The 26,154-nt window shown below is 61.9% G+C and carries 17 protein-coding genes and 5 pseudogenes; 15 read left to right on the forward strand and 7 right to left on the reverse strand.

Going from position 1 to position 26,154, the window contains the following annotated elements; all coding sequences use genetic code 11:
* Positions 1 to 35 precede the first annotated feature (35 nt).
* On the reverse strand, positions 36 to 1,349 hold the full coding sequence (locus AB4N42_RS17560) for an ABC transporter substrate-binding protein (protein WP_030138932.1): 1,314 nt from the start codon (positions 1,347 to 1,349) through the stop codon (positions 36 to 38).
* A gap of 262 nt (positions 1,350 to 1,611) precedes the next feature.
* Here AB4N42_RS17560 and AB4N42_RS17565 point away from each other — a divergent pair, with 262 nt between their 5' ends.
* Positions 1,612 to 2,523 (forward strand): AraC family transcriptional regulator, encoded by a 912-nt coding sequence (locus AB4N42_RS17565; RefSeq protein WP_030138931.1) that lies wholly within the window; start codon positions 1,612 to 1,614, stop codon positions 2,521 to 2,523.
* 58 nt (positions 2,524 to 2,581) lie between these two features.
* Here the strand turns inward: AB4N42_RS17565 and AB4N42_RS17570 are convergent.
* Together AB4N42_RS17570 and AB4N42_RS17575 are read right to left on the reverse strand one after the other, a co-directional pair.
* Positions 2,582 to 3,853 (reverse strand): annotated as a pseudogene (locus tag AB4N42_RS17570) (sigma 54-interacting transcriptional regulator); the annotation flags it as partial.
* A 73-nt stretch (positions 3,854 to 3,926) separates the two neighbouring features.
* Positions 3,927 to 4,358, reverse strand: a complete 432-nt coding sequence (locus tag AB4N42_RS17575) for a XylR N-terminal domain-containing protein (RefSeq protein ID WP_460115058.1) — start codon at positions 4,356 to 4,358, stop codon at positions 3,927 to 3,929.
* A 285-nt stretch (positions 4,359 to 4,643) separates the two neighbouring features.
* On the opposite strand from AB4N42_RS17575, the gene AB4N42_RS17580 reads away from it, so the two are divergent.
* From AB4N42_RS17580 to AB4N42_RS17605, 6 genes and pseudogenes are all read left to right on the forward strand, one after another.
* A complete protein-coding gene (locus AB4N42_RS17580; RefSeq protein WP_460115059.1) occupies positions 4,644 to 6,116 on the forward strand; it encodes a benzaldehyde dehydrogenase in 1,473 nt (490 codons plus the stop codon).
* A 70-nt stretch (positions 6,117 to 6,186) separates the two neighbouring features.
* Complete coding sequence (locus AB4N42_RS17585; RefSeq protein WP_460115060.1) at positions 6,187 to 6,954, forward strand: coniferyl-alcohol dehydrogenase; 768 nt, start codon at positions 6,187 to 6,189, stop codon at positions 6,952 to 6,954.
* Between the two features lie 63 nt (positions 6,955 to 7,017).
* Positions 7,018 to 8,668 (forward strand): annotated as a pseudogene (locus tag AB4N42_RS17590) (DUF1302 domain-containing protein).
* Positions 8,669 to 8,683: 15 nt separating this feature from the next.
* On the forward strand, positions 8,684 to 10,051 hold the full coding sequence (locus AB4N42_RS17595) for a DUF1329 domain-containing protein (RefSeq protein WP_334597660.1): 1,368 nt from the start codon (positions 8,684 to 8,686) through the stop codon (positions 10,049 to 10,051).
* 67 nt (positions 10,052 to 10,118) lie between these two features.
* The gene (locus AB4N42_RS17600) at positions 10,119 to 11,222 is read left to right on the forward strand and encodes a WD40/YVTN/BNR-like repeat-containing protein (RefSeq protein ID WP_460115061.1); all 1,104 of its coding nucleotides are present in this window, start codon (positions 10,119 to 10,121) and stop codon (positions 11,220 to 11,222) included.
* A 52-nt stretch (positions 11,223 to 11,274) separates the two neighbouring features.
* Positions 11,275 to 13,696, forward strand: a pseudogene (locus tag AB4N42_RS17605) (efflux RND transporter permease subunit).
* Between the two features lie 596 nt (positions 13,697 to 14,292).
* On the opposite strand, the gene AB4N42_RS17610 reads toward AB4N42_RS17605, so the two are convergent.
* The 3 genes from AB4N42_RS17610 to AB4N42_RS17620 form a co-directional block, all read right to left on the reverse strand.
* Positions 14,293 to 15,000: a cupin domain-containing protein gene (locus AB4N42_RS17610; RefSeq protein ID WP_460115062.1), complete on the reverse strand. Its 708-nt coding sequence runs from the start codon at positions 14,998 to 15,000 to the stop codon at positions 14,293 to 14,295.
* Positions 15,001 to 15,040: 40 nt separating this feature from the next.
* Positions 15,041 to 15,898 (reverse strand): GNAT family N-acetyltransferase, encoded by an 858-nt coding sequence (locus tag AB4N42_RS17615; RefSeq protein WP_460115063.1) that lies wholly within the window; start codon positions 15,896 to 15,898, stop codon positions 15,041 to 15,043.
* A 211-nt stretch (positions 15,899 to 16,109) separates the two neighbouring features.
* Positions 16,110 to 17,036 carry a 2-hydroxyacid dehydrogenase gene (locus AB4N42_RS17620; RefSeq protein WP_460115064.1) on the reverse strand — a complete coding sequence of 309 codons (927 nt, stop codon included), beginning with the start codon at positions 17,034 to 17,036 and terminating at the stop codon, positions 16,110 to 16,112.
* Between the two features lie 286 nt (positions 17,037 to 17,322).
* On the opposite strand from AB4N42_RS17620, the pseudogene gabT reads away from it, so the two are divergent.
* From gabT to AB4N42_RS17635, 3 genes and pseudogenes are all read left to right on the forward strand, one after another.
* Positions 17,323 to 18,616: pseudogene (gabT, locus tag AB4N42_RS17625) on the forward strand (4-aminobutyrate--2-oxoglutarate transaminase).
* A gap of 74 nt (positions 18,617 to 18,690) precedes the next feature.
* The gene (locus AB4N42_RS17630) at positions 18,691 to 19,347 is read left to right on the forward strand and encodes an HAD family hydrolase (protein ID WP_460115065.1); all 657 of its coding nucleotides are present in this window, start codon (positions 18,691 to 18,693) and stop codon (positions 19,345 to 19,347) included.
* 45 nt (positions 19,348 to 19,392) lie between these two features.
* The gene (locus AB4N42_RS17635; protein ID WP_008146530.1) at positions 19,393 to 19,881 is read left to right on the forward strand and encodes an Lrp/AsnC family transcriptional regulator; all 489 of its coding nucleotides are present in this window, start codon (positions 19,393 to 19,395) and stop codon (positions 19,879 to 19,881) included.
* A gap of 12 nt (positions 19,882 to 19,893) precedes the next feature.
* Here AB4N42_RS17635 and AB4N42_RS17640 read toward each other — a convergent pair whose 3' ends face one another.
* On the reverse strand, positions 19,894 to 20,679 hold the full coding sequence (locus AB4N42_RS17640; RefSeq protein ID WP_460115066.1) for an SDR family NAD(P)-dependent oxidoreductase: 786 nt from the start codon (positions 20,677 to 20,679) through the stop codon (positions 19,894 to 19,896).
* Positions 20,680 to 20,858: 179 nt separating this feature from the next.
* Between AB4N42_RS17640 and AB4N42_RS17645 the strand changes: the two genes are divergently transcribed.
* The 5 genes and pseudogenes from AB4N42_RS17645 to AB4N42_RS17665 all read left to right on the forward strand — a co-directional run bounded on the left by AB4N42_RS17645 (position 20,859) and on the right by AB4N42_RS17665 (position 26,120).
* Positions 20,859 to 21,563, forward strand: a complete 705-nt coding sequence (locus AB4N42_RS17645; RefSeq protein WP_030138917.1) for a heavy metal response regulator transcription factor — start codon at positions 20,859 to 20,861, stop codon at positions 21,561 to 21,563.
* Entirely contained in the window at positions 21,563 to 22,936 is a 1,374-nt protein-coding gene (locus AB4N42_RS17650; RefSeq protein WP_460115067.1) for a heavy metal sensor histidine kinase, read from the forward strand. The genes AB4N42_RS17645 and AB4N42_RS17650 overlap by 1 nt, the downstream gene beginning before the upstream one ends.
* A 438-nt stretch (positions 22,937 to 23,374) precedes the next feature.
* A complete protein-coding gene (locus tag AB4N42_RS17655) occupies positions 23,375 to 23,635 on the forward strand; it encodes a DUF2790 domain-containing protein (protein WP_030138914.1) in 261 nt (86 codons plus the stop codon).
* Positions 23,636 to 23,783: 148 nt separating this feature from the next.
* Entirely contained in the window at positions 23,784 to 24,734 is a 951-nt protein-coding gene (locus AB4N42_RS17660) for an SDR family oxidoreductase (protein ID WP_407683746.1), read from the forward strand.
* 62 nt (positions 24,735 to 24,796) lie between these two features.
* Positions 24,797 to 26,120: pseudogene (locus AB4N42_RS17665) on the forward strand (NTP/NDP exchange transporter).
* The last annotated feature ends 34 nt before the right edge of the window (positions 26,121 to 26,154 follow it).

Raw genomic sequence — 26,154 nt, forward strand, 5'->3', positions numbered from 1 at the left:
GAGCAAGCTCCCTCACCACGGGAATGGCCATGCCATTATTTCTTTGGGTATCCGGCCCGTTTCATTTCCCGTTCGGTGCTCGATTGCGCCGACGCCAGGGCTTGTTCCACGGATATCTGGCCAGTGAGCGCGGCGGTAAACAGCTTGCCAACCGATGTACCAATGGCCTGGAACTCGGGAATGGTCACGTACTGGATGCCCACGTAAGGCACTGGCTTGGCCGTGGGGTGCGCCGGGTCGGCTTTCTGCATCATTTGCAGCGTGATTCGCGCAAAGGGCGCGGCGTTCAGGTAGGCGTCGTTGTACGTGGAGGTACGAGTGCCGGGTGGCACGTTGCTGATGCCATCCTCTTTGGCAACCAATTGCACGTAGTCTTTGGAGGTGGCCCAAGTGACGAAAGACTTGGCGGCGTCCTTATGGCGGGAGCTGGTTGGAATTGCCAGCGACCATGCGTACAGCCAGGACGCGCCTTTGTCTGTCACTTGCGTAGGAGCCGCGGCGAAGCCGACGCGGTCGGCCACCTTGCTCTGGCTGGTGTCGGTGATGAACGAGCCGGCGACGCTTGCATCGACCCAAATGGCGCACTTGCCGCTGTTGAACAACGCCAGGGTTTCGTTGAAACCATTGCTGGTCAGCCCCGGCGGTCCATATTTCTTTAGCGTATCGACGTAAAAGCTCGCGGCGGCCTTCCATTCCGGGCTATCGAATTGCGGCTTCCACTGCTCATCGAACCAACGAGCCCCGAACGTGTTGGCCAGGGTACTGAGCAAGGCGATGTTCTCGCCCCAGCCGGCCTTGCCGCGAAGGCACAGGCCGTACTGATCCTTGTCGGGCTGATGAAGCTTGGCCGCGTATTCGCCAAGCTGGCCCCACGTGGGGTGCCCGGGCATGCTGAGCCCGGCCTGCTTGAAGAGATCGGTGCGGTAGTAGGTAACGGTGCTTTCGCCGTAAAAGGGCAGGGCGTAAAGGGTGCCGTTGACTGAAAGCCCCTGGCGCACCGAAGGAAATATGTCTTCCAGGTCATAGGCGGCGGGCAGGTTGGTCATCGGTTCGAGCCATTGCTTGGCGCCCCATAGCGGGGTTTCGTAGGTGCCGATGGTCAATACGTCGAATTGCCCGCCCTGGGTGGCGATATCGGTGGTCAGGCGTTGGCGCAGGACATTTTCTTCGAGCACCACCCAATTCAGCTTGATGTCCGGATGCTCGGCCTCGAATGCTTTCGAAAGCCTTTGCATGCGAATCATGTCGGCATTGTTGACGGTGGCGATGGTGATGGTTTCGGCGGCGTGGCCGGCCAGGGCGAAGGACAGCCCCGCGGACATGACGAGCGCCTTGCGCAGCATTTTCATGGGTTTCTCCAGAGCTGCGCCTGGGCGCAGGATTATTATTGTTGTAAAGCCATGGAGGCAGGACCGACCTGCCAGCCGTCCATGGCAAGCCGATTACATCAGCGCCGTCAAAGGCCGACAAATGCGAAAAGGATCAACTGCAGGTACTTTTTTAACCTCGGCGGGCACTGTTAAAAAAGTATCAGTGGCCGGTCGGTTCAAGGCTGGCGTACCGCTGTGCGATCGACGTAAGGTGCCGCCTATAACGATAAAGAGGCGCGACATGCCTGATCACCGAACGCTCCTGTACGACCAGCGACCGGCCGAACTGGAAGTCATCCTGCCCGAGCCCGAACACAGCTTTCGCTGGTACGAGCATGACTATCCCTACGCGATGGCGCGCTGGAACCATCACCCGGAATTCGAGATCCACTTGATTCGCCACGGCAGCGGCAGGCTCCTGGCAGGTGACTACATCGGGCCCTTCGGCCCCGGTCATGTGGCAATGATCGGTCCGGATTTGCCCCACGACTGGATGGGGGACCTGGCGCCGGGCGAGTGCCTGGCTGGGCGCGACGTGGTGTTGCAGTTCGACGGTGCCACGCTGATGTCGATGCGTCAGACGCTGCCGGAACTGGGTGATCTGCACAGGTTATTCGAGCGCGCCCGGCGAGGGCTGGCCTTCAGCGGCGACACAGCGCGCCAGGCGGCGTACCTGCTCGAAGCGATCGGACCGGCCCAGGGGCTGGCGCGCCTGGCATTGTTTTTCGAACTGCTCGATACCCTTGGCCGCGCCAGCGAGCGCGAGGTCCAATGCCTGGCAAGCCCGTGCTATGCGCCTGCCCTGGATGCCCGCAGCTCGGCGCGCATCCAGAAAGCCTTCGAATACCTGCAAGCCGAGCTCACCGGCGACCTTCGAGTGTCGGTGATCGCCCGGCAACTGGGCATGAGCGAACCTGGCTTCTCACGATTTTTCAAACGCATCACCGGTCACGGATTCATCGACCTGATGCGCAAGCTCCGCGTCCAGCGTGCCTGTCGATTGCTGTCCCACAGTGAAATGGCCGTGACTGACATCTGTTTTGAAGTCGGCTACAACAACCTGTCCAACTTCAATCGGCACTTCCGCATCGAAACGAACCAGACGCCCAGCGACTATCGCCGTAGCGTCATGGCGGCGGGCACGACGGACTGAGCCTCAACAAAATCCGTGGCGAGGGAGCAAGCGCCCTCGCCACATGCCTGGACTTGGCTCATTCATCGCTCACGAGCTGATGCTTTTTCAACCGATAGGCGAACTGCGCCCGGCTCAGCCCCAGCGACCGAGCAGCCGCGGCGAGGTTGCCGTCGCTCATCTGCAAGGCTTCGTTGATCAGGCGTGATTCCAGGCCATCAATGCTGAAATCCGCTCCCGATTGGCGTAGGGACTGCAGCAGCGATGTTCCGGTCGTGCCATCGCTCGCTGCCTTGGCCGATGGCGAGAGCCCGCCGTTGCCATCGACCGAATACGCGTCCACGGGCAGTCGCTCATCGCGAAACAGGTGAACCAGGTCGATGGCCTGGCCTTCTTCGCTGGCAATCAAGCCTCGCTCGATAAGGTTCTGCAATTCCCGCACGTTGCCGGGGAAGTCATAGCGCAGCAGCATCTTCAAGGCGCGCATGGTCAGGCCCACGGGGGTACGGCCATATTCCAGGCAAAATCGCTTGAGAAAGGCATTGATCAGCAGAGGGACATCATCGCGGCGATCGCGCAAGGGCGGCAGGGCGATGGGGTAGACGTTGAGCCGGTAGAACAGGTCTTCACGAAAATCACCCTGCGCCACGGCTTTGCGCATGTCGATGTTGGTCGCCGCGACGACCCGCACATCGACCTTGATCCCATGTCCACCGCCGACTCGCTCGATTTCCCGTTCTTGCAATGCGCGCAGCAGCTTGCCTTGGCCAGCCAGGCTCAGGCAGGTGATCTCATCGAGGAACAACGTGCCGCCGTTGGCCCGCTCGAACCGACCGGGACGAGAATGGGTGGCCCCGGTGTAGGCACCGCGCTCGACGCCGAACAGTTCGGCTTCGATCAGGTTGTCCGGGATGGCCGCACAGTTGAGTGCGATGAACGGACCGTCGCGGCGCCGGCTCAGTTGGTGCAGTTGGCGCGCGAACATTTCCTTGCCTACCCCGGACTCGCCGCTGACCAGGACGGTGGCGGGGGTCAGGGCCACTCGCTGCAGGGCCTGGGTCGCGGCATTGAATGTCGCACTCGCGCCGATCAAGGGCTGTTCGCTGTCCGGCAGCGGGACGCTGCTGGCGACACCCTCGGTCCGTGCGCCCGGCTCCAGGGCCACCGCCGGTTGCGACGCGTTGAGGTAACTCAGGTCGCGCTCGATGTCGCCCCATTGCTCGGCGGTCTTGCCAACGACCCGGCAGCGCTCATGCCCCATGCCCCGGCATTCCACTTCGCGAAAGATCACCAGTTGCCCAAACAAGCCACTGACGAAACCGATGGCATAGCCCAACTCAGTCCAACACACCGGATCCTGCCCGGTGCCGAAGGCGGCGACATGCTCGTCGGCCTCGCAGGAGTGGTGCCAGAGAAACTCGCCTTCATAGAACCCCGAGTCCGCATCGAACTTGAAGTGCAGGGGTTCTACCTTGGTCATGCCTTCCAGCGTATGCAGGTGCGTGCGCGGCGCGAAACACGGCGGCGGCATCGGCCCGTGGCCAGCGCTCGCGAATCAGCCGGGCGTCCCGCGCGCCAGAGGTGTAGCCCGTGCGAGTGAGCATGCCGCGCGCCTGCTCCAGCCCCTGGCGCCCGATGATTTCCCGGCGCAAGGCGCCGAACGACGAGCTGTGCAGCAGCAACATGCGCTGGTCGTTGAGCCAGATGCGCCCGTCGTCAGGAGAAAAGAACAGGCAGTCCGCCAACTCCGCCGGGGTGGGTGAGCTGCTGTCGTCCAGCGAGTTGCTGTCGCCTCGGGGGCGAAACGGTTCGGCGGCGAAGCGGTGATCCGGCAGCGGACAGTGGGGATTGTTCATTGTTATGCCCCTGATGGCGGGGTGATCGAAATGATCACCTGGCGAGATAGTTATTAAGCATAACTTTATCAAATGAACAAGCGATGGCTGGCCAACGGCCAGGCTGGCGAATGACCCATCCGCGCCGCATCAGGCGGAGAGCCCCAGGCCAGAGCCTTGCGCCAGGTTTATCCAGCGCCCTGGCACAAACCGGCACAGCGCTTGCTCAGGCACCCGTACGGCGTTTGCCTCGATGCCTTCCAGGTGCGGCAAACGATGACAACAACAAAGAGCCGGGAGTTTTAAATGTCTGCATCCAAAAGCCAACTGCTGTCCCAGGTGATCGAGTCGGAATGTGTCTTCAACGGTGATTGGGTGAAGGCGTCGGGCCCTATGCGTTCAATCATCGAACCGGCCACCGGTGAGCGGCTGATGTACAGCGCCACCGCCGACACCGCCGACATAGCCAAGGCCAGTCGCGATGCTGCCTTGGCCCAACCGGCATGGGCGGCACTGGGCCCGCGGCAACGCGCGGCGATCTTCCGCAAGGCCGCCGACGTGGCCGAGCAGGCCTTTGACGAACTGGCGCTGTACGTCGCCCGGGAAACCGGCGCGGCGCTGTTCAAGGGCCAGCATGAGGTCCGCGAAGCGATTGTGTTGCTGCATCAGGCGGCGGGCATGTTGTCCCAGGCCCACGGGGTGGTGCTGCCCAGCGAAGCCGGGCGCTTGTCTTATGCGCGTCGCCAGCCCCATGGCGTGGTCGGGGTGATTTCGCCCTTCAACTTTCCCCTGGTGCTGTCCATGCGTTCTGTCGCGCCGGCCCTGGCGGCGGGCAACGCGGTGGTGCTCAAGCCGGACCCGCAGACCCCGGTGAGTGGCGGTTTTCTCATTGCCCGGTTGTTCGAAGCCGCAGGCTTGCCCAAAGGCTTGCTGCAGGTGTTGCCCGGGGCGGCGGACGCCGGTGAGGCGCTGTGTCGTGATCCCAACGTGCGCATGATCGCGTTTACCGGTTCCACCGGTGCCGGTCGCAAGGTCGCTGAAGTGGCCGGGCGCAACCTGAAGAAAGTCGCGCTGGAGCTGGGCGGCAAGAACCCGCTGATCATTCTGGAAGACGCCGACCTCGACCTTGCGGCCCGTAACGCGGCCTGGGGCGCCTGGCTGCACCAAGGCCAGATTTGCATGGCCACCGGCTTGATCCTCGCCCATGAGTCCATCGCTGCAGAGCTGACCCGCAAGCTCGTGGAAAAGGCCCAGGCCTTGACCGTCGGCAACGCCGCCCAGGGCGAAGCAGCATTGGGACCGCTGATCAATCAACGCCAGTTGCAACGGGTCCATGACATCGTCAGCGACAGCGTGCGCGCCGGGGCGCGGCTGGAAACCGGTGGCAATCACGATCGGCTGTTTTATCAGGCCACCGTGCTCAGCGGCGTGAAGCCCGGCATGCGGGCCTTCGACGAGGAGGTGTTCGGGCCTGTGGCAACGGTGGTCAGCTTCGCCACCGATGACGAAGCCATCGAATTGGCCAATCGCACCGAGTACGGCTTGGCGGCGGCGGTCATTTCACCGTCGGTGGGCCGGGCCATGGCGATCGGTGAGCGCTTGCAGTGCGGACTGCTGCACATCAATGACCAGACCGTCGCCGATGAGTGCATCAACCCGTTCGGCGGGCGCGGCGCCTCGGGCAATGGCGGCAATGTGGGCGGTCCGGCGGATTGGGATGAGTACACCCAATGGCAGTGGGTGACGGTCAAGGACAAGGCGCCAATCTACCCGTTCTGACAAGCCGGTTGTATCGGGGCGGATGAGCTGAAGGCCCTGCGAGCAGACAACAATAACAAGAGGACTCAACATGAAACTCGACAACAAGATTGTGCTGGTGACCGGCGTCTCGTCGGGCATCGGCGCCGCCACGGCGAGCCTGCTGCGAGCCCAGGGCGCCCAGGTGATCGGCCTCGACCTCAAGGCGCCGCACATGACCCTGGACGGTTTTGTGCAGGGCGATCTGAGCAGCGCCGAGCACATCGACAGGCTGCTGCCGCAGCTACCCGCGCGGTTCGACAGCCTGTGCAACATCGCCGGGGTGCCGGGCACCGCCGATCCGCAACTGTTGGCGCGGGTCAACTACCTCGGCTTGCGTCACTTGAGCCAAGCGTTGCTGCCGCGCATCAACGCGGGCGGCAGCATCGTCAACATCGCCTCGATCCTGGGTGCCGAATGGCCATTGCGCCTGGAACAGCACAAGGCGCTGGCACGCCTCGAAGGTTTCGCCGCCGGGCAAGCCTGGCTGGCCGAGCATCCGGTGCCGGACCAGACCTGTTACCAGTACTTCAAGGAAGCCTTGATTGTCTGGACCTATGTGCAGGCCCAGCCCTGGTTCCTCGAACATTCGGTGCGCATGAACAGTGTCGCGCCAGGCCCGGTCTTCACCCCCATTCTCGATGACTTCGTGAGCATGCTTGGCGAGGCCCGGACCCAGGCCGATGCCCATCGCATGAAACGTCCTGCCTACGCCGATGAGGTGGCGGCGGTGATCGCCTTCCTGTGTGCCGACGAATCGCGCTGGATCAACGGCGTCAACTTGCCGGTCGATGGAGGATTGGCATCCACCTACGTCTGAAGGGCTTATCCGTAGCACGCGGCGTAAGCCGCTATCCGAAAATAACAATAATGAGAAGCCTCCATGGATAACGTCAAAGATTGCCTTGGTTTCAAGCAGTGCGCCCTGTTCCTGGCGTTATGCAGCGCCGGTGTGATGGTCGAAAGGGTCGAGGCCATGCAAATGGACCTGGGCGATTCCGACTGGAAACTGCGTTGGGACAACACCATCAAGTACAGCCAGGCCTGGCGCCTGCATGGGCAGGACAGTCGCCTAACCAACGCGCCCACCGCCAACGGCCTGTACCCGTCGATCCAGAGCCAGGGCGACAAGAATTTCAGCAGTGGCCTGGTCTCCAACCGCCTGGACCTGTTTTCCGAAATGGACCTCAGCCGGCAAAACTACGGGCTGCGGGTGAGCGGCGCGGCCTGGTACGACGACATCTACAACCAGGACACCGACAGTCGCGAACAACCGCATTTCCTCAGCGAAACCCGCAAGCTTCATGGTCGCGACGCGGAAATCCTCGACGCCTTCGTGTTCTTGCGTGGCGATCTGGGCGAAGACTCCCAAGGCGTCGCGCGCCTGGGCCGACACAGCCTGATCTATGGCGAAAGCCTGTTCTACGGCGGCAACGGCATCGCCAATGCCCAGGGGCCGACCGATGTGGTCAAGTTGCTCAGCGTGCCGGGCACACAATTCAAGGAAATCCTGCGGCCGGTCAATCAGATCTCCGGGCAGTTGCAGATCAATCCGCAGCTGTCGGTGGGCGCCTACTATCAGTTCGAGTGGGAACGTTCCAACCTGCCCGGCGCCAAGCAGCTACCTGAGCGATGCCGATCCCATCGGTTACGGCAGTGGTCCGCTGCGCGAAGTGTTCGGCAACGACACGGTAAATGGCGGCGACCTGAAACCGCGTAACTCGGGGCAGGGCGGTATGCAGATCCGCTTCAAACCGAGCGGCACTGAATTGGAACTGGGTTTCTACGCGGCCCAGTACCATGACAAAGCGCCAATCGGCTTGTACGCCTATTTGGACGGCCCGGCAGCGGCGGCCAGCGGATTGCCGATCCTGGGGTCCTATCGCCAGGTCTATGCCGAAGACATCAAGACCGCTGGCATGAGCTTCTCCACGGCCTACGGCCCGTTCAACTTCGCCGGTGAAACCTCGGTGCGCTGGAACGCGCCGCTGGTGAGCAACCTGCAAGTGGTGGCTCCCGGCGTCGAAGCCGATGGTGGCGACAACGCGTTGTTTGCCAGGGGCAAGACCGCTCACGCCAACCTGTCGGCGATTTACCTGCTGTCGCCCACCGCGTTCTGGGACGGCGGCTCGGCCCTGGCTGAACTGGCGTGGAACCGCACCTTGAGCGTGACTGAAAACGCGGCCGCGCTGGATTCCAACACCACCCGCGATGCCACGGCGCTCCGCGTCCTGATGGAACCGGCTTACTTCCAGATCATCGACGGGATCGACCTGACCGTACCGATCGGGATGGGGATTGTGCTCGATGGACGCTCATCGGCGGTCAACAAGTCCGGCTTCGGCAATACCCACTCCGGCGACTGGAGCGTCGGGCTCAAGGCCACCTACCTGCAACGCTGGGATGTCGGCCTCAACTACGTGAATTTCTTTGGCGCACCGAAAGCCGGGCTGCGCGAGGACGGCAATTTCAGTTACGGACAGTCGTTGGCCGACCGCGACTTCGTCTCGCTCTACGTGAAAACCTCATTCTAATAAGGTGGATTCGCCATGCAGAACACAACATTCCTGAACACCTGCCTCCTGACCCTGACCCTGGCGCTGGCCAGCACGGGCCTGGCTCAGGCGGCGGTGGCGCCTGATCAGGCCGCGCGCCTGAAAACCGACTTGACCCCCTTCGGCGCCGAGCGTGCCGCCAATGCCGATGGCAGCATTCCGGCCTGGCAGGGCGGCTACACCCAGGTTGCGCCCGGCTATAAACCGGGAGACAAACGACCGGACCCATTCGCCGGGGAAAAACCGCTGTACGCGATCAAGGCCTCGAACATCGAACAGTACGCAGGCGAACTGGCCGAAGGCACCAAGTTGTTGCTGAAGAAATACCCGGACTATCGCCTCGACGTGTACCCGACCCATCGGTCGGCGGCCGCGCCGCAATGGGTCTATGACAACACCGGCAAGAACGCCACCCGCGCCACGCTGGACGTGGACAGCGAAAAAGTCTCCAACGCCTACGGTGGCATTCCATTCCCGATCCCGGAAAACGGTGCGCAAGTGTTGTGGAACTACCGCTTGTCCTGGCAGGGCGGTGACACCATCAGCTCGCCGTTCGATACCTGGCTGATGACCGCTGGTGGCAAGAAAGTCCAGGCGACCCGGGCCCAATACACGTACCAGTTTCCCTACTACGTCGAAGGCGGCAGCCCGGAAAACTATTCGGGCAAGTACCTGCTGGGCAAGCTGTTCACCGAGTTGCCGTCGTCCAAGGCCGGCGAAGGCCTGATGACCCATTGGGACCTGGACCCGGCCAACCGTGCGGCCTGGCAGTACCTGGTCGGCCAGCGCCGGGTTCGCCGGGCGCCGAACATTGCCTATGACACGCCGGACTTCGTGACCTCTGGCGTCGGCCTGTTCGACGAAGCGTTCATGCTGTTCGGGCCGACCGATCGCTACGACCTCAAGCTGGTGGGCAAGAAAGAGCTGATCGTCCCTTACAACAATAACCGCGCCGCACTGGCCAAGAGCGACGATCTGGTCAGGGTGAATTTCCTCAACCCGGATCTGGTGCGCTGGGAGAAACATCGGGTCTGGGTGGTCGAGGCCACGCTCAAATCCGGCAAGCGCCATGTCGTGCCGCGCCGCACCTACTACGTCGACGAAGACTCCTGGCAGATCCTGATGGCCGACGGTTATGACGCCCAAGGCAAACTCGGTCGGCAGATGTATTCGTTGACGCTGCTGGCGCCAGACCTGCCGGCCCTGACCGCACAGGTCATGTGGGGCAGCTACAACCTCGACACCGGGGCCTATTTCCTCAACTCATCGAGCAACGACTTGGCGGTTCAGTACCAGAAAGTCGCCAAGCCTTCTGCGTCGTATTTCACGCCGGACGCCATGGCCAACGAAAACATGCGCTGAACCTGTGGCGGCCGTGTCGCGGCAAATGCGCCGCGGCCGCTTGTGATTTTCCAGGCGAGATAAAGACATGAGCGTTGAAAGAATCTTTGCGTGGCGCGGTCCGCTACGGAGCGTTTGCGCCTTGGCGTTGTGCCTGTTGGCGAGCGGGCCCTGGGTCGCGCAGGCCACGACATTGACCGTGCTGCAGCAACCGGCGATACCGACGGCCAAGGCCCAGCGCGCGGTATTGCTCGGGCTGGCCCGGGCCGGCGAACGCCTGGTGGCGGTCGGCGAGCGTGGGATCGTGCTGCTTTCGGATGACGCTGGCGTCAGTTGGCGCCAGGCCCAGGTGCCGGTCAGCGTCAGCCTGACGGCGGTGCAATTCGTCGATGCCGAGCAGGGCTGGGCGGTCGGTCACCTGGGGGTGGTGCTGCATACCCAGGACGGCGGTGAAACCTGGCAAAAACAACTCGACGGTGAGCGCGCCATCGCGCTGGCGGTGCACGTTGCCGAGCGCGACGCCAATCAACCGGGCGGCGCCGGCGACCTGGCCCAGGCCCGGCACATGCTCGAGGACGGACCGGATAAACCGTTCCTGGACCTGTACTTCAGCGACCGCCTGCACGGCTACGTGGTAGGTGCCTACAACCAAATCTACCGCACCGACGACGGCGGGCGAAGCTGGCAACCGTGGATGCAACATGTCGACAATCCCCAAGGGTTGAACCTGTATGGCATCCGCGCCCTGGGCAACGATCTGTTGCTGGTGGGAGAGCGCGGCTTGCTGTTGCGTTCGACCAATGCCGGACAGTCATTCCAGGCGCTGAATTCCCCTTACGAGGGCAGCTTTTTCGGCCTGCTCGCGACGCGTGATGGGGCCTTGATTGCCTACGGCCTGCGGGGAAATGCCTGGCGCTCCGATGACCGTGGCAACAGCTGGCGACGTCTTGATACTGGTCTCGAATCGACTCTGGCGACTGCCGTGGAACTGCGCGATGGCAGCCTGTTGTTGGCCAGCCAGAGTGGCGAGCTGCTCTTCAGTCATGACCAGGGCCGCAGTTTTGACAAACGCCAGGTTCGTAGCGGTGGCACTGTCGCTGCCGTGCAACAGGCGGTCGACGGCAGCCTGGCCAGCGTCGGCTTGAGCGGCGTGGCCGCTGACCAGGACTCGCGGGCGTCCGGCAAACCTTGAAACTTCACGGTGTAGCGCTATCGAGCCACGGCTCGCGCAACAGGAGTCAACCTTGAAAGACGACAAAACCCAAACCGTGATCGGCCGCCAGGAAGACTTCGACCGGGCGTCGGGCAACTTCGCCGAGCGGGCGATCTTCAACCATCGACCGCTGGTGGTCCTCCTGTGCCTGTTGGTGACGCTGGTGCTCGGTTGGCAAGCCACGCGCATCGGTATCAACGCCAGTTATGAGAAGACCATTCCCACCGAGCACCCCTACGTTGCCAATTTCCTCGAGAATCGCAGTGAGCTGAGCGGCCTGGGCAACTCGCTGCGCATCGCTGTGGAAGTCAGGGAGGGGAGCATCTTCACCAAGGACTACCTCGACACCTTGGCCAAGCTCAACGACGAACTCTACCTGCTGCCGGGTGTGGATCGGCCCTACATGAAATCACTGTGGACGCCGACCACGCGCTGGACCGCCGTGACGGAAGAGGGGCTGGACGGCGGCACGGTGATTCCCGATGACTACGATGGGTCGGCGACCAGCCTTGAACAAGTGCGGACCAACGTGGCCCGCTCCGGGGAAGTGGGTCAATTGGTCGCCGGCAACTTCAAGTCCAGTGTGATCTTCGTGCCGTTGCTGGAGATCAATCCACAGACCGGCAAGGCGCTGGACTATGGCGAGTTTTCCCGGCAACTGGAGGTGTTGCGAGACAAGTATCAGACCGCTGACCTGCGGATTCATATCACCGGGTTTACCAAGATCGTCGGCGACCTGATCGAAGGGATGACCCAAGTCCTGTTGTTCTTCGTGGTGGCGGTACTGGTGACGGTACTGGTGCTGTTCGGCTACACACGTTGCGCGCGCAGTACCTTGGTGGTGGTGATCTGTTCGCTGGCCGCCGTGCTTTGGCAATTGGGTCTGCTGGCCTTGCTCGGTTATGAGCTGGACCCATATTCTGCACTGGTGCCGTTCCTGGTGTTCGCCATCGGCATGAGCCATGGCGCGCAGAAGATGAACGGCATCATGCAGGACATCGGCCGTGGCACCCACCGGGTGGTCGCCGCGCGCTATACCTTCCGCCGATTGTTCGCCGCCGGCATTACCGCCTTGCTCTGCGATGCGGTGGGCTTTGCGGTGCTGCTGCTGATCAACATCCGGGTGATCCAGGACCTGGCGATCACTGCCAGCCTCGGCGTAGCGGTGCTGATCTTCACCAACCTGATCCTGCTGCCGATCCTGCTCAGCTACATCGGCGTCAGCCCGGCGGCGGCGCAACGCAGCCTGAGTGCGGAAACCACCGAACAGCAGGCGCAGATCAAGCATCCACTGTGGCGTGCGCTCGATCTGTTCACCCAACGGCGCTGGGCCGTTGGCGCCATGTTGACGGGCTTGCTGCTGGCCGCGTTTGGTTTTGCCGTGAGCCTGCACCTGAAGATCGGCGACCTGGATCCCGGCGCGCCGGAGCTGCGTGCCGACTCGCGCTACAACCGCGATGCGCTGTTCATGACGCAGAACTATGCGGCCAGCTCGGACATCTTCGTGGTCATGATCAAGACCCCGGAGGATCAATGCACCCGTTACGCCAGCCTGTCGGCGGTCGATGCGCTGGCCTGGCGATTGGAGCAATTGCCCGGAGTGGAATCGACCACTTCGATGGCGGCGCTGAGCAAGATCGCCACGGCGGGCTATAACGAGGGCAACTTCAAATGGTATGAACTGATCCCCAATGACGGCGCCCTGGGGGCCGTGCAAACCCGCGCGCCGCGAGAGCTGTTCAACCAGGGTTGTTCGATGCTGTCGCTGTACGTCTACCTGGCCGATCACAAGGCCGACACCTTGAGCCGGGTGGTGGAGGCCAGTGAGCAATTTATCGCCGAGCACCGGGTGCCGGAGGTCAAGTTCATGCTGGCGGCCGGTAGCGCGGGGATCGAAGCGGCGACCAATATCGTCGTGAAGAAGTCCATGCGCGAGATGCTGTTCTGGGTCTACGGTGCGGTCAGTCTGTTGTGTCTGCTGACCTTCCGCAGCTGGCGCGCAACCCTTTGTGCGATGTTGCCGCTGATGCTCACTTCGATCCTGTGCGAGGCGCTGATGGTGGGGCTGGGCATGGGGGTGAAAGTGGCGACGCTGCCGGTGATCGCGCTGGGCGTGGGCATTGGCGTCGATTATGCGTTGTATGTATTGAGTGTGATCCTGGCTCGGATGCGCGCACGGCGATACCTTGGCCCAGGCGTATTACCAGGCGCTGCTGTTCACGGGGAAAGTGGTGTTGTTGACGGGTATGACGTTGGCTGTGGCGGTGTCGACCTGGGCGTTTTCGCCGATCAGGTTCCAGGCTGACATGGGGATTCTGCTGGCGTTCATGTTTTTGGTGAATATGCTGGGGGCTTTGATTCTGTTGCCGGCGTTGGCTTGGTGGTTGTTGCCGCGGGAGGTGTTTGCAAAAAAGCTTGAGGTGAGTTGGTGGGGGCGGTGGGTTCGGGGGTAATTTTTGGGATGGATGGCGTGTATATCCGTTATTTTTGTAACGGCGGCTGGCGGTTCCGCTCTTACAGCGGCTCACTTTTGGAAAAGCGCCAAAAGTAAGCAAAAGCGCTTTGCCCCACCACTCGGCACCTCGCCTAGGCTCGGTGTGCCCTCACTCCGGCCTTGCTCCGTGGGCCCGCCGCGATGGGCCATCCATGGCCCGGCGCGGCTATCCCGGCATCCATGCCGGGATGCCCACTGCGCAAGACCTGCGTTCGGCCAGCGTGGTTTAACGGGGCGCTGAGATCAAGATCAAGATCAAGATCAAGATCCAAAGCAAGAGCAAGAGCAAGAGCAAGAGCAAGAGCAAGAGCAAGAGCAAGAGCAAGAGCAAGAGCAAGAGCGGGGCATCAGCCAGGATTTATTTGGCTGAACCACCGCTTTCGCGAGCAAGCTCGCTCCCACATTGGATCGTCAGCAGCTACAAAAATCATGTACACCACAGCCCCCTGTGGGAGCGAGCTTGCTCGCGAAGAGGCCGGTACATGAAGCATCTTCATCGACTGACATGCCGCCTTCGCGAGCTGGCTCGCTCCCCCATGACAAAGAGCGGAAACGCTACTTGCAAACATAAACCTTGCGCACATAAACCCCGCTCCTCCAGGCGCAAGGAGCCCCCCGGGGCACAAACACCGTATCCCCAGTCCCCACCGCCAACCCCGTGCCATCCGCCAGTTGAAGAACGATGTTGCCCTCGGTCAAATGCATCAGCTCATGCATCGCATGCGGCCTCGCCCGGCGGGTGTAGGGCGTCGAGTCCCAGATGCCGATGCGCAGGTTCGTCGCTTCTTCGATAAACAGATTGTTCGAACGGCATTGCGGTGTCGGCCCCAGCAGGATCTCTTCACTCGGAGGCGTCGAAGGCGAGAGCAAGGTTTGTGGCGCAAGGAACGCCAGCCCGATATTGCCCACTTCGACAGGCTGGATATCGGCGCAGAAAGCCCAGAGAGAATCCGGTTGTGCCTCGATCCGGATCGACGTGCCACGGGCAATCACGGCGCTGTCTCCCGGATTGAGTCGGAGCGTCTGTTCCTGACTCCGCAGGGTGACCTGTCCTGCGTGCACCACGATCGTTTCGCTGTAGGGATATTCATCGACGCTGAACTCGCCACTCGCGTGGACCACGCCGGCAGCGATGTCATCCGCCGCGACATAGGCAATGCGCCGGTCGAAAGGATCGTTGGCGCCCAATGAACCGGAAGTGAACGCGGTCGAGGCCGGGCGGCCGTCGGCGTGGGCCAGCAGCACTGCGGTGGGCTCTAGCATGATGCGGTATCTCCGAGGGTAATAACGATGAAGGGGGAGGTCAGCCGATGGCCTGGGTCACCAGGGCAAACTGATGGACGCCGCCACTGGCCTGCGGCGGGGTACCACGGGCCATTTGCGCGACGGTGTCGACTTGCTTCAGTCCGGCTTCTTCAAGCCAGGGCCCCAGCCCGCAGTCGGAGGGGATGTCCATGCGCAGGAAAGCGTCCGGTGCCCGGGCCAACAGCACCGCAATCAAATGCTTGGCCTGTTGTGGATTTTCCGCGACGACCGGGCCGATATAACGCCCACGACCGAAAGAGCGCAGGAGGGCGAAGGCGCGTAGTTGGCCATCGCGCTCGATACCGACGGCGTGCTCGGTACTGTCGAACAGATCGTTGAGCACGGCGCGCCTGTCCAAGCCGCTTCCCGCGTTGGCCAGTTCGATTTGCTGGCGTTGATCGGCGTTGGTCAATTCGCGGCAGCGTTCGTCAGTTGGCAGGGCAGGAACGGCGGGGACAAGTACGTGGCCCTGATGCTGTTGGATATGCCCAAAGTCAACGAAGCCCTGGCTGGCATAAAGGGGTGCACCGGCCAGCGTCGCGTTGAGCATCGGGATTTTCGATCCGCATGCCTCGAGTGCCAGTTCCATGAGCCTGCGACCTATGCCTTGGCCCTGGTATTCGTCACTGACGATCACCAGGCCGATCGTGGCGTATTCACCTTGCGCACAGGTGAACGCGGTACCGATCAGGCGGTCGTCGTCCTGCGCGACGAAACCCTGCGAGACGCGTTGCAGCATGGCCCAGTCTTCCAGGCGGTGGGGCCATTTCAATTGCACGGACAAGGCGTGTGCCGATTCCAGGTCGGCGCCGGTCATGGGACGAAAGATATACGCGGGGCGTTGCGAGTTAGGCATGACTTAGCTCCGTGGACAGGGCCGAAACCGGTGGGATTTCGCTGCTGAAAGTGTGTGTATCTCACCTGCCAATTGGCCTGGCAAGGGGCCGGCAGTGATTCGGCAGATTGCATGAGTGGCGTCTTCCATGGCCGCAGTTATTGCTCAAATCCGTAGCACGCACAGCAACTAATTCCAGCAATCTTGCGTCGGGCATAAAGGCAAAACCCGATCAATAACAGCGCTTGCGATCAACCTCGCCGAGCATCGATTCATTGCGTTGATGCCGACGGATATTGTCCAGCAATACGCCAAAGGCACTTTCAGGTTGGGTCATCGCCGCGATATGCGGCGTCAGCAAGATTTGCGGGTGTTCCCAGAAAGGGTGATCCGGCGCCGCTGGCTCCTGTTGCAACACATCGAGCACCGCCGCACTGAGCTGGCCGCTGGCAAGCGCTTCAAGCAGGTCCGCTTCCACCAGGTGTCCGCCCCGGCCCATGTTGACCAGAGCGGCGCCCTTCGGCAGATTCTGGAACAACTGACGGTCGAGAATCCCTTTGGTCTGCTCGGTCAATGGCAAGACGCATAGCAGGATGTCGCATTGGCCGAGGAAATCCGGAAGCTGTTCGGCACCGGCAAAGCAGTCCACCCCGGCAATGTGATGCTCGCTGCGTGCCCAGCCTGACAAGGCAAAACCAAAGGTCTGCAAAGTCGAGAGAATCTGTCTGGCTTGCGTGCCGAGCCCCATCACACCGACCCGGCGCTTGGCGGCCGGCTGCAGCAGATGAGCCTGCCAGCACCGGGCCACCTGTTGCTGGCGATAGCGGAGCATATCCCGGTGCAGCCCGAGGACGGCGAAACTGGCGTATTCGCACATGCCTTGGGTGATGCCCGGATCAAGTAGACGTACCACTGGCAGGGAAGCAGGCAATTGGTCGAGGTCGAGCTGGTCGACCCCGGCCGAGAGCGCGAACAACACCTCCAGGTTCGGCAACAGGGTTTCGAGGTCGTCCGGCGCCTGCCAGGCGGCCAGATAGCGAATATCACGAGGATCGCCGATGTCGGGCCAGGCACGCCATTCGATGTCCGGAGCGTGCTCGGCGAATAGACGTTTCCATTGTTCACCGCGTACCGGGTCGGCTTTATAAAGCAGGGCCATGGATGACTTCTCACACTGGATCGGGAACCTCCAGCATGCCCGAGTGGCAAAGCAGGATGTTTCGAAAGCGCCGGCAAAACTGCCTGCCACTGCGGTGTTGAAGGCTTTTATCGGCAGATTCCATGGGGCTGGAGCCGGCTGATGGAATCTGCTGTTTAGCGGGGTGAAAACAGTCGATCCGAATTTCCCAGGGGCCAAGTTCGGCTTAGACAATTGCGTCGAACGCTTAACCTGTGGGACACATCGCAGCCGTTTCCCGGTTGCCTGGTTCACTGTGGGAGATGCCATGAACAGTAAAGTCGAAGAAACCCCGAACTTGCTTCGTCAACGTGATCAATTCGTGCCCAGGGGATTGGTCACCGCGCATCCGCTGGTCATCGACCGGGCTCAGGGCGCAGAGGTCTGGGATGTGGACGGCAAGCGTTATCTGGACTTCGTCGGCGGCATCGGCGTCTTGAACATCGGCCACAATCACCCGAACGTGGTCGCCGCAGTGCAAGCCCAATTGCAAAAGGTCAGCCATGCTTGTTTCCAGGTGGTGGCCTACAAACCCTATCTCGACTTGGTGAAACGCCTGTGCGCATTGGTCGGTGGCCAGGACGCCTATAAGGCGGCGCTGTTCACGTCTGGCGCCGAGGCGGTGGAGAACGCGGTGAAGATCGCTCGCGCCCACACCAATCGGCCAGCGGTGATTGCGTTCCGTGGCGGATTTCATGGGCGTACCTTGCTCGGCACGACGCTGACCGGCATGAGCCAACCGTACAAGCAGAACTTCGGGCCTCTCGCTCCGGAGGTGTTTCATACGCCGTACCCGAACGCCTATCGCGGTTTCACCAGCGAGATGGCTTTGCAGGCCCTTAACGAATTGCTGGCGACCCAAGTCGCCCCGGATCGGGTCGCGGCGATCATCATCGAGCCGGTGCAGGGTGATGGCGGCTTCCTTTCCGCGCCGCCGGAATTTCTCCAGGCGCTGCGCCGCCTGACCGAGCAACTTGGCATCGTGCTCATTCTCGACGAAATCCAGACCGGTTTCGGCCGCACCGGCACCTGGTTCGGTTTCCAGCATGCCGGGATCCAGCCGGACCTGGTGACCGTCGCCAAGAGCCTCGTGCGGCGGCTTGCCGATATCAGGCGTCGTGGGACGTGCGCAGATCATGGATGCGCCGTTGCCCGGTGGCCTGGGTGGCACCTATGGCGGTAACGCCCTGGCGTGTGCGGCCGCGTTGGCGGTGATCGACACTTACGAGCAGGACCGGTTGCTCGAGCGCGGCCAGCTATTGGCCGAGCGTTTGCGCCAGGGCCTGCTGCGCTTGCAGGCACGTTACCCACGTATCGGTGACGTGCGCGGTACCGGTTTCATGTTGGCCATCGAATTGATCAAGGACGATGAAGCGCGCAGTCCTGATGCCGAACTCACCCAACAACTGATCGATCAGGCCAGGGTAGGCGGGTTGTTGGTGATCAAATGCGGGGTGTACCGGAATGTGCTGCGTTTCCTTGCGCCCCTGGTCACTGAAGAAAATCAGATCGACGAAGCCCTGGTCATACTTGAAGCCGCATTGTCACGGGCGTTGGGTTGATTCCAGGTCTCGGTCGGCGCTGCGCCGACCGAAGGCCTTTGGAGCACATGGATGCATCACGGGAGGCGACACACATGCACCTGACTGATTATCGCGCGCTGCTGATTGATTGCGACGAAGTCCTGGTCGATCGGGACTCCGGTATCTGGACGGCCTTGCAACCTTTGCTCGAAAGCCACCCAGGCGCGCTTGCCAGGGAAGCGGTGCTGGCAGAGTTCGACGCGGCGGTGCGCGGGCTCTATCCGCGTTTTTCCGAGCTGGGTTTCAGTGGCCTGTTGTGCTTTGCCCACCGTCAGTTGGCCGAGCGCCTGGGGCTCAAGGCCAACTGGGAGGAGGGCATGAGTTTTGCCCGTTCGGCCAGTACCTGGTCGCTGTTCGAAGACGCACCCGGTGCCATGTTGTACCTGCGCAAATTCTATCGACTGCTGGTGTATTGCGACCGCGACACCGAAGACCGTGACAGCCTCTGCGAGCGTTTGGGCATTCCCCCCGAGGACCTGCATTCACGGGCCATCAATCCGTTGGAAGACGAAGCCTGGCTGCTGGCGAACACGCTCCAGCCTGAGCACATCATGCAGGTGTCCAAGGCCTCCGAGCGCTTACAGAAGTCGGCGGGGTTATGCCTGATCCGCCGTGGCCCGGAACAACCCACCGAAGAACAATCCGCCGATTTCCACATCACCAGCATGGCGGATCTGGTGGCCCAGCATCAGCTATCTTTGCGACGTTGAATTTGCTAAAACCACTGTCACTGAACGGCAATAATGGGGTACCCGATGGAAGGTTTAATCAAACTAGACCGAATTGATATCAGTATCCTTGTCGAACTTCAGAAGGACGGTCGAATGACCAACGTCAGCCTTGCCGATGCCGTGGGGCTGTCCTCCAGCCCTTGCCTGCAGCGGGTCAAGCGCCTTGAGTCGGCCGGCTACATTTCCGGGTACAGAGCGCACCTGAACCTGGCCAAGATCACCGATTCGGTGACGGTCTTCACCGAAATCACCCTCAGCGACCATAAACGCGAAGACTTCGCCAAGTTTGAATCCAACATTCGCCTGGTCGACGAGGTACTTGAGTGCCATTTGATCAGCGGTGGCTACGATTACCTGGTGCGTTTCATGACATGCAGCATCCAACACTATCAGGAAGTGATCGAAGGGCTGCTGGACAAGAACATCGGTATTTCCAAGTACTTCAGTTACATCGTCATCAAATCCCCGGTGCTCAAGGACGGGGTGCCGCTGCGCAGGCTATTGCGCCACTGATTCGCTTGTGAATCAGCGCCCGGGCGCCTTGTTCTCCACCAGGCAGTTTCCGCCATCCACCACCATGACCTCACCGGTGATGTAGCTGGACTCAGCGGATGCCAGGAAAGCCACCAAGGCGGCGACTTCTTCGGGGCGTCCCGCCCGGCCCATTGGCGTGTAGCCCGCTGCATGGGCTTCTTCGGCGGTGGTCGAGCCGGTAGCGATCCAGCCGGGCGCGACGCAGTTGACCGTGATTCCCTGGCGGGCCACTTCCAGCGCCAGGCCCATGCTCATGCCGACCATGGCCGCCTTCGCGGCGCTATAGGCGGCCTCGCCGGGGTTGCTGCACCGCGTGCCGGTGGTGGAGCTGATATTGACGATGCGTCCGTAATTGCGCGTCTGCATGCCGGGCAGGACGGCACGGGTCAGTAGGAACGCTGTCGTGACGTTTCGTGCCAGGGACAGGTTCCACGTTTCCAGGTCCAAAGTGGCCACTTCGGCAAACGACTCCGGGCTGCCTTGCATGGCCATGCCCGCGTTGTTCACCAGCACATCGATGCGCCCCCACACTGACTCGGCCCACAGGCCGAACTCACGCACTTGTCGTTCATCGGTGAGGTCAAGGGCCCGTCCTTCGACTTCAAAACCTTCGCCCCGCAGCTCTTCGACACGTTGCACAATGCGCGCGCTGCTGGCGGTGACGATCAGCCTGGCACCGGCGGCGCCCAGCCTCCGTGCGATCGCCATACCGATTCCCATCTCGCTGCCAACCCCGCTGATCAGAGCCACGGGGTTCTTTCCGGTTGTGTCTGGCATGGCATTTCCCAGTTGTTTTCGTGAGGGCTACGGAGCAAGGCTGCGGGTGACAAGAGCCGCCGGCCAGTATGGCATCTCGGAAACGATTTCTGACAAGAATGTCAGGCAGCGGTCAGTCTCCGGACACCTTCGCTGTCTAGACTCTTTAGGTTGCCCCGCCTCCGGAGAGGAGATACCCGATGCGCTTGCTCATTGTCGAGGACGAAGAAAAAACCTCCTCCTATGTTCACCGTGGCTTGAGCGAGCTCGGCTACATTGTCGATGTCGCGACGAATGGCATCGATGGCCTGCACTGTGCGTTGGAAATGGAATACGACGTGGTGATCCTGGATGTCATGTTGCCGGGCAAGGACGGCTACGGCGTGTTGCAGGGGCTGCGTCTGCGCAAGAAGACCCCGGTCATCATGTTGTCGGCAAGGGGCACGGTGGATGATCGCGTCCGAGGGTTGCGAGAGGGCGCCGATGACTACCTGGCCAAGCCCTTTTCCTTTGCCGAACTGGTCGCGCGCGTCCAGGCATTGATCCGGCGGCGCGCCGATGACGCGGTCGATCCCACGCACCTGCGCATCGACGACCTGGAGGTCGACCTGCAGGCTCGCAAGGTCACCCGTGCCGGGTTGCGGTTGGACCTGACGGCCAAGGAGTTCTGTCTGTTGAGCCTGCTGGCCCGGCACCAGGGCGAGATTCTTTCCAAATTGATGATTGCCGAGCAGGTCTGGGACATGAATTTCGACAGCGACGCCAACGTGGTCGAAGTGGCGATCAAGCGTGTGCGCGCCAAGGTTGACGCACCGTATCCGCGCAAATTGCTGCATACCGTCCGGGGGATGGGTTATGTGCTGGAGAGCCGCGAAGCAAGTGACAGGCAAGTCGGTGCGCTGTGATGAAAAGCTCGATCTCCAAGCGGCTCGCCCTGATGTTTGCCCTCGCGGTCATGCTCATCACCGCCGTCTGCGCGACGTTGTTGCGCTGTTCCTTGAAGCAATCGCTCGAAGACCAGATGCAGAACGAGCTGACCCTGCGCCACTCGGTTCTCGACCCGGTGCTGGCGAAATATGATTCTCCGGAATTCTGGGTGGGGCTGCGGCAGAAGCTCGACGGCCTGACGCCCGCCGACGAGCGGGTGCGCTATTGGGTCCTGGTGGACAATCCGACGTACAGCTATGGCGGTGCGATGCCGGATGGCCGGGACTGGTCGACGCGCCCGGATGGATTTTCCAGCGTCACGATACCTGGCCGGGACCGCCCGATGGTCCTGCTGGTCGAGACCATTGCCGCCATGGGCAGCCGTCCGGAGTTGCGTTTTATCGTGGGGCTCGACTCAACGCCGTTCATGAAGACCCTGGATCATTTCACCAGGACATTGATCCTCACGTCGGCGCTAGGCGTAGTGCTGGTCGCACTGCTGGGCTATTGGATCGCGCGTTTTGGCCTGGCACCCGTCCGGCGCTTGAGCCGCCAGGCCAACAGCCTGCCGCCGGGGGATTCGAAACAACGCTTGGACACCGAGGCGCTGCCTGGGGAATTGCAGGAGCTGGCGGTGTCGTTCAACGGTGCCCTGGCGCGCCAGGAAGCCGCCTGGTGCCAGCTCGAAGGGTTCAACGCCAATGTTGCCCATGAACTGCGCACGCCCTTGACCAACCTGATCGGCCAGACCCAGGTCGCGCTGGCCCACGGACGAGACGTGAATGAGCTTCAGGACTTGCTGCAATCGAACCTTGAAGAGCTGGAACGGATGGGCACCATTGTCAATGACATGCTGTTCCTGGCGGGCGCGGAAAGCGGGCAGCGGGCCACTGAACTCAGCGACGTTTCGCTCTGCGAGGAGGCGTCGAAGACCGTGGAATACCTGGAACCGGTCTTGCACGACAAGCAGCTGAACGTGGTGATCCAAGGCGACATGCGGGTGCGTATTGACCGACGCCTGTTCCACCGATCCCTGGCCAATCTGATCCAGAACGCGGCGCGATACGCGGTGCCGACCAGCACGATCACGGTGAGCCTGGTCAGCCATGGCATGCAGGCCGAGGTCAGCGTCTCCAATGCCGGTGAGCCCATTGAAAATGTGCATCTGGAACGTCTGTTCGAGCGTTTCTACCGAGCCGATGCCGCGAGGGCCAGGAGTGACGCACATCATGGCCTGGGGCTTTCCATCGTGCGGGCGGTAGCCTCCATGCACGGCGGGCGGGTGTTCGCCCATAGCAAGGACGGGGTCAACACCTTCGGGTTCTCTCTGACGAGCCAGCCAGCGCGTTAATCAACTCAGCGTCTCCGCTGGCCGGACCGCCGCTTTCGCGAGCAAGCCCGCTCCCACAGTGGATCTCCAGCGAACCTGAAACCCATGCCCGCCACAACCCCCTGTGGGAGCGAGCTTGCTCGCGAAGACGCCGGCACATTCGGCATTGATGTGACAGAGCCACCGCTTTCGCGAGCAAGCCCGCTCCCACACTGGTTCTCCAGCGAACCTGCAACCCATGCCCGCCACAACCCCCTGTGGGAGCGAGCTTGCTCGCGAAGACGCCGGCACATCCAACATCTTCCTCAACTGGAATTCCACCATCGCGAGCGAGCTCGCTCCAACACTTGGCCATCGCGCTCGCGTTTGACATGTTCCTGTCAGTCACCCGTCACCTTGACGTCAGCGTCCCCCTCCTAGAGTGCAACCACCATCCCGGTCAGGACAGTGGAGTACACCATGAATATTCAAAACTTTTCGGTCGCCAGCCTGCTGGCAGTGATCACGTTGAGCGGTTCGCCTCTGTTTGCCAAGGAACAGACCCAGGCTCCGGCCTATGAATACGGTATGCCGCTGGACATTGCGCAGGCGGTTCGTATCGATGAGCCGAAATCAACCGTATGCGAAGTCGGGCAAGCAACGATGACTTACGTCGACACGCACGGGCAGATTCGTCACGTCACCTTCCTTCAACAGACAGACGCCTGCGCCATTCAGTAAGCCCGGTCGCACCAGTTTGCCATCCAACCAAGGAACTCAAATCATGTGGAACAGAGCAATCACCCCCGCAGGCGGCTTTCTATACACCATCAGCCAGCTCATGAGGCGGACCCGAACGTTGACGGCCGGCGTCGCACTCCTCAGTGCGATGAGCACCGAAGCATCGGACCGGGCGGTGCCCAAACCCGACTGGTCGACCCACGACATGCCTTCACAGAAGGGCCGGATTGCCCTGGTAACCGGCGGCACCAGCGGTATGGGCTATGAGGACGCCCTGGCACTTGCGCGGGCGGGGGCCGAGGTCATCATCGCGGCGCGCAACCCGGAGCGGGGTGCGGACGCCATCAAGCGTATCCGCGAGGCCGTACCCGACGCCAAGTTGCAGTTCGAGTCCGTGGACCTGGCCAACCTGTCTTCGGTGCGCGGCCTGGCCGAGCGTCTCAACCAGCGGCTGCCGCGCCTGGACGTGTTGATCAACAATGCAGCCATCATGGCGCCGCCTGAGCGAGGCACCTCCGCCGATGGCTTCGAGCTTCAGCTGGCAACCAACTACCTCGGACATTTCGCGCTGACCGGCCTGCTGGTTCCGCTCCTGCGGCAAAGCGACGATGCCCGGGTGGTGAGCCTTTCCAGCATCGCGGCCACGCGCGGCGCAGTGAATTTCGACGACCTGCAGTCCGAGCAGAAATACGACCCTTATGCCGCCTACGCCCAGTCGAAACTGGCCATCTTGCAGTGGTCGTTCGCGTTGCAACGGCGCAGTGACGAACAGAAGTGGGGGATCCGCAGCATCGCCGCGCATCCTGGCGTGGCCGTCACTGAACTGATCGCCCGGGGCCCGGGCGTCAACAGCGAGTTCGGCCAGCGCTGGGCGAAGGATCGCGATGCATACCACTCTGCGGCTCAAGGCGCGCTGCCCACCTTGTATGCGGCGACTGCCGAGCAGGCCGTTGGCGGCGCCTATTACGGGCCGACCGGCGATGACGAAAAACGCGGTCCGCTGGGGTTCGCCAAGACGCCACCGGCCGCGACCAACGAAGCGGATGCCGAACGACTCTGGGCGACCTCCGAGCGCCTGACCGGCGTTACCTATCGCTGATCCTATCCAGGGCGCGGGCATCGGCCTCGCGCCCGTCCCGTAGCCTTCTTTCTGGAGTTCCCATGAGTACGATGACGTTCGTACAGCGGCTGAGCCTTGCCCTTAACGCCCATGACGGTGAACTGCGTCCGGCGCTGTGTGGCTTCCTGCTGTTTCTTTGCCTGTTTACCGGTTACTTCATGCTGCGCCCGATCCGTGAGTCGATGGGCATTGCGGCGGGCGTGGAAAACCTGCAATGGCTATTCACCGCGACTTTCCTGGTGATGCTGGCAGCCGTTCCGTTATTCGCCTGGCTCAGTTCCCGAGTGCCGCGGCTGCGCCTGATCGATTGGGTGTATGGCTTCTTTGGCATCAATCTGCTGATGTTCGTCGAGTTTTTCCAGTTCCTTCCAGACAGTGTCTGGCTCGCCCGGGTGTTTTACGTCTGGATATCGGTTTACAACCTGTTCGTCGTTTCGGTGGCGTGGAGCTTGATGGCGGATGTGTTCGACAGTGAGCAGGCCAAGCGCCTGTTTGCATTCATCGCCGTGCGGCGCCAGCGTCGGCGGCCTGCTGGGGCCCGCGCTGAGCGCGCTGTTGATCAACGCGGTGGGAGCGTCAGGCTTGATGCTGCTCGCGGCTGTGTTGCTCGGTGCCACGCTGGTGTTGAAACGGACCTTGATGAGCTGGCGCGGACAGGGCGGGGCGGGGCGACCTGGTGCAGCACCCACGCAAAACCCGCGGCAGCCACTGGCCGGCAATCCGTTCAGCGGGATGGTCGCGGTGTTCAGATCGCCTTATCTGGTGGGAATCGCCGGCTTCGTGGTGCTGCTGGCGACGGTCAGCACGTTTCTCTATTTCGAGCAGGCGCGCCTGGTAGCCGAGCACTACCCGGACCGGGCATCGCAGGTTCGTATCTTCAGCACCCTCGATATCATCGTGCAGGCCGGCGCATTGCTGTCCCAATTGTTCATCACCGGTCGTATCGCGCCGAGGTTGGGCGTGCGTGCTTTGCTGGCGGTCGTGCCGTTGCTCATGTGCGTCGGTTTCCTGGGCCTCGCCCTGGCGCCGGGCTTTGCGCTGCTTGCAACCTTGATGATCGTGCGACGAATCGGCGAGTACGCGTTTGTCCGGCCCGGCAGGGAAATGTTATTTGCGCCCCTGGATGCCGAGAGCAAATACAAAGCCAAGAACTTCATCGACACCGTGGTCTATCGCGCCGGCGATGCCGTGAGTGGCTGGGCCAAGAGCCTGCTCGATCAGATCGGCCAAGGTGCAGGCGTGGCGGCGATGGTGGGGGCGTGCTGCGCGTTGTTGTGGGGATACCTGGGTTGGCAACTCGGACGACAGGCGGATTATGCCGCTTCAAGGGAGCTACGCCTGGCGGCTATTTCGGCAAGAGCGTGAAGAACGTCATCTGAACGATTTTCCTCACGCTCGC

Source organism: Pseudomonas sp. H2_D02 (assembly GCF_054677635.1).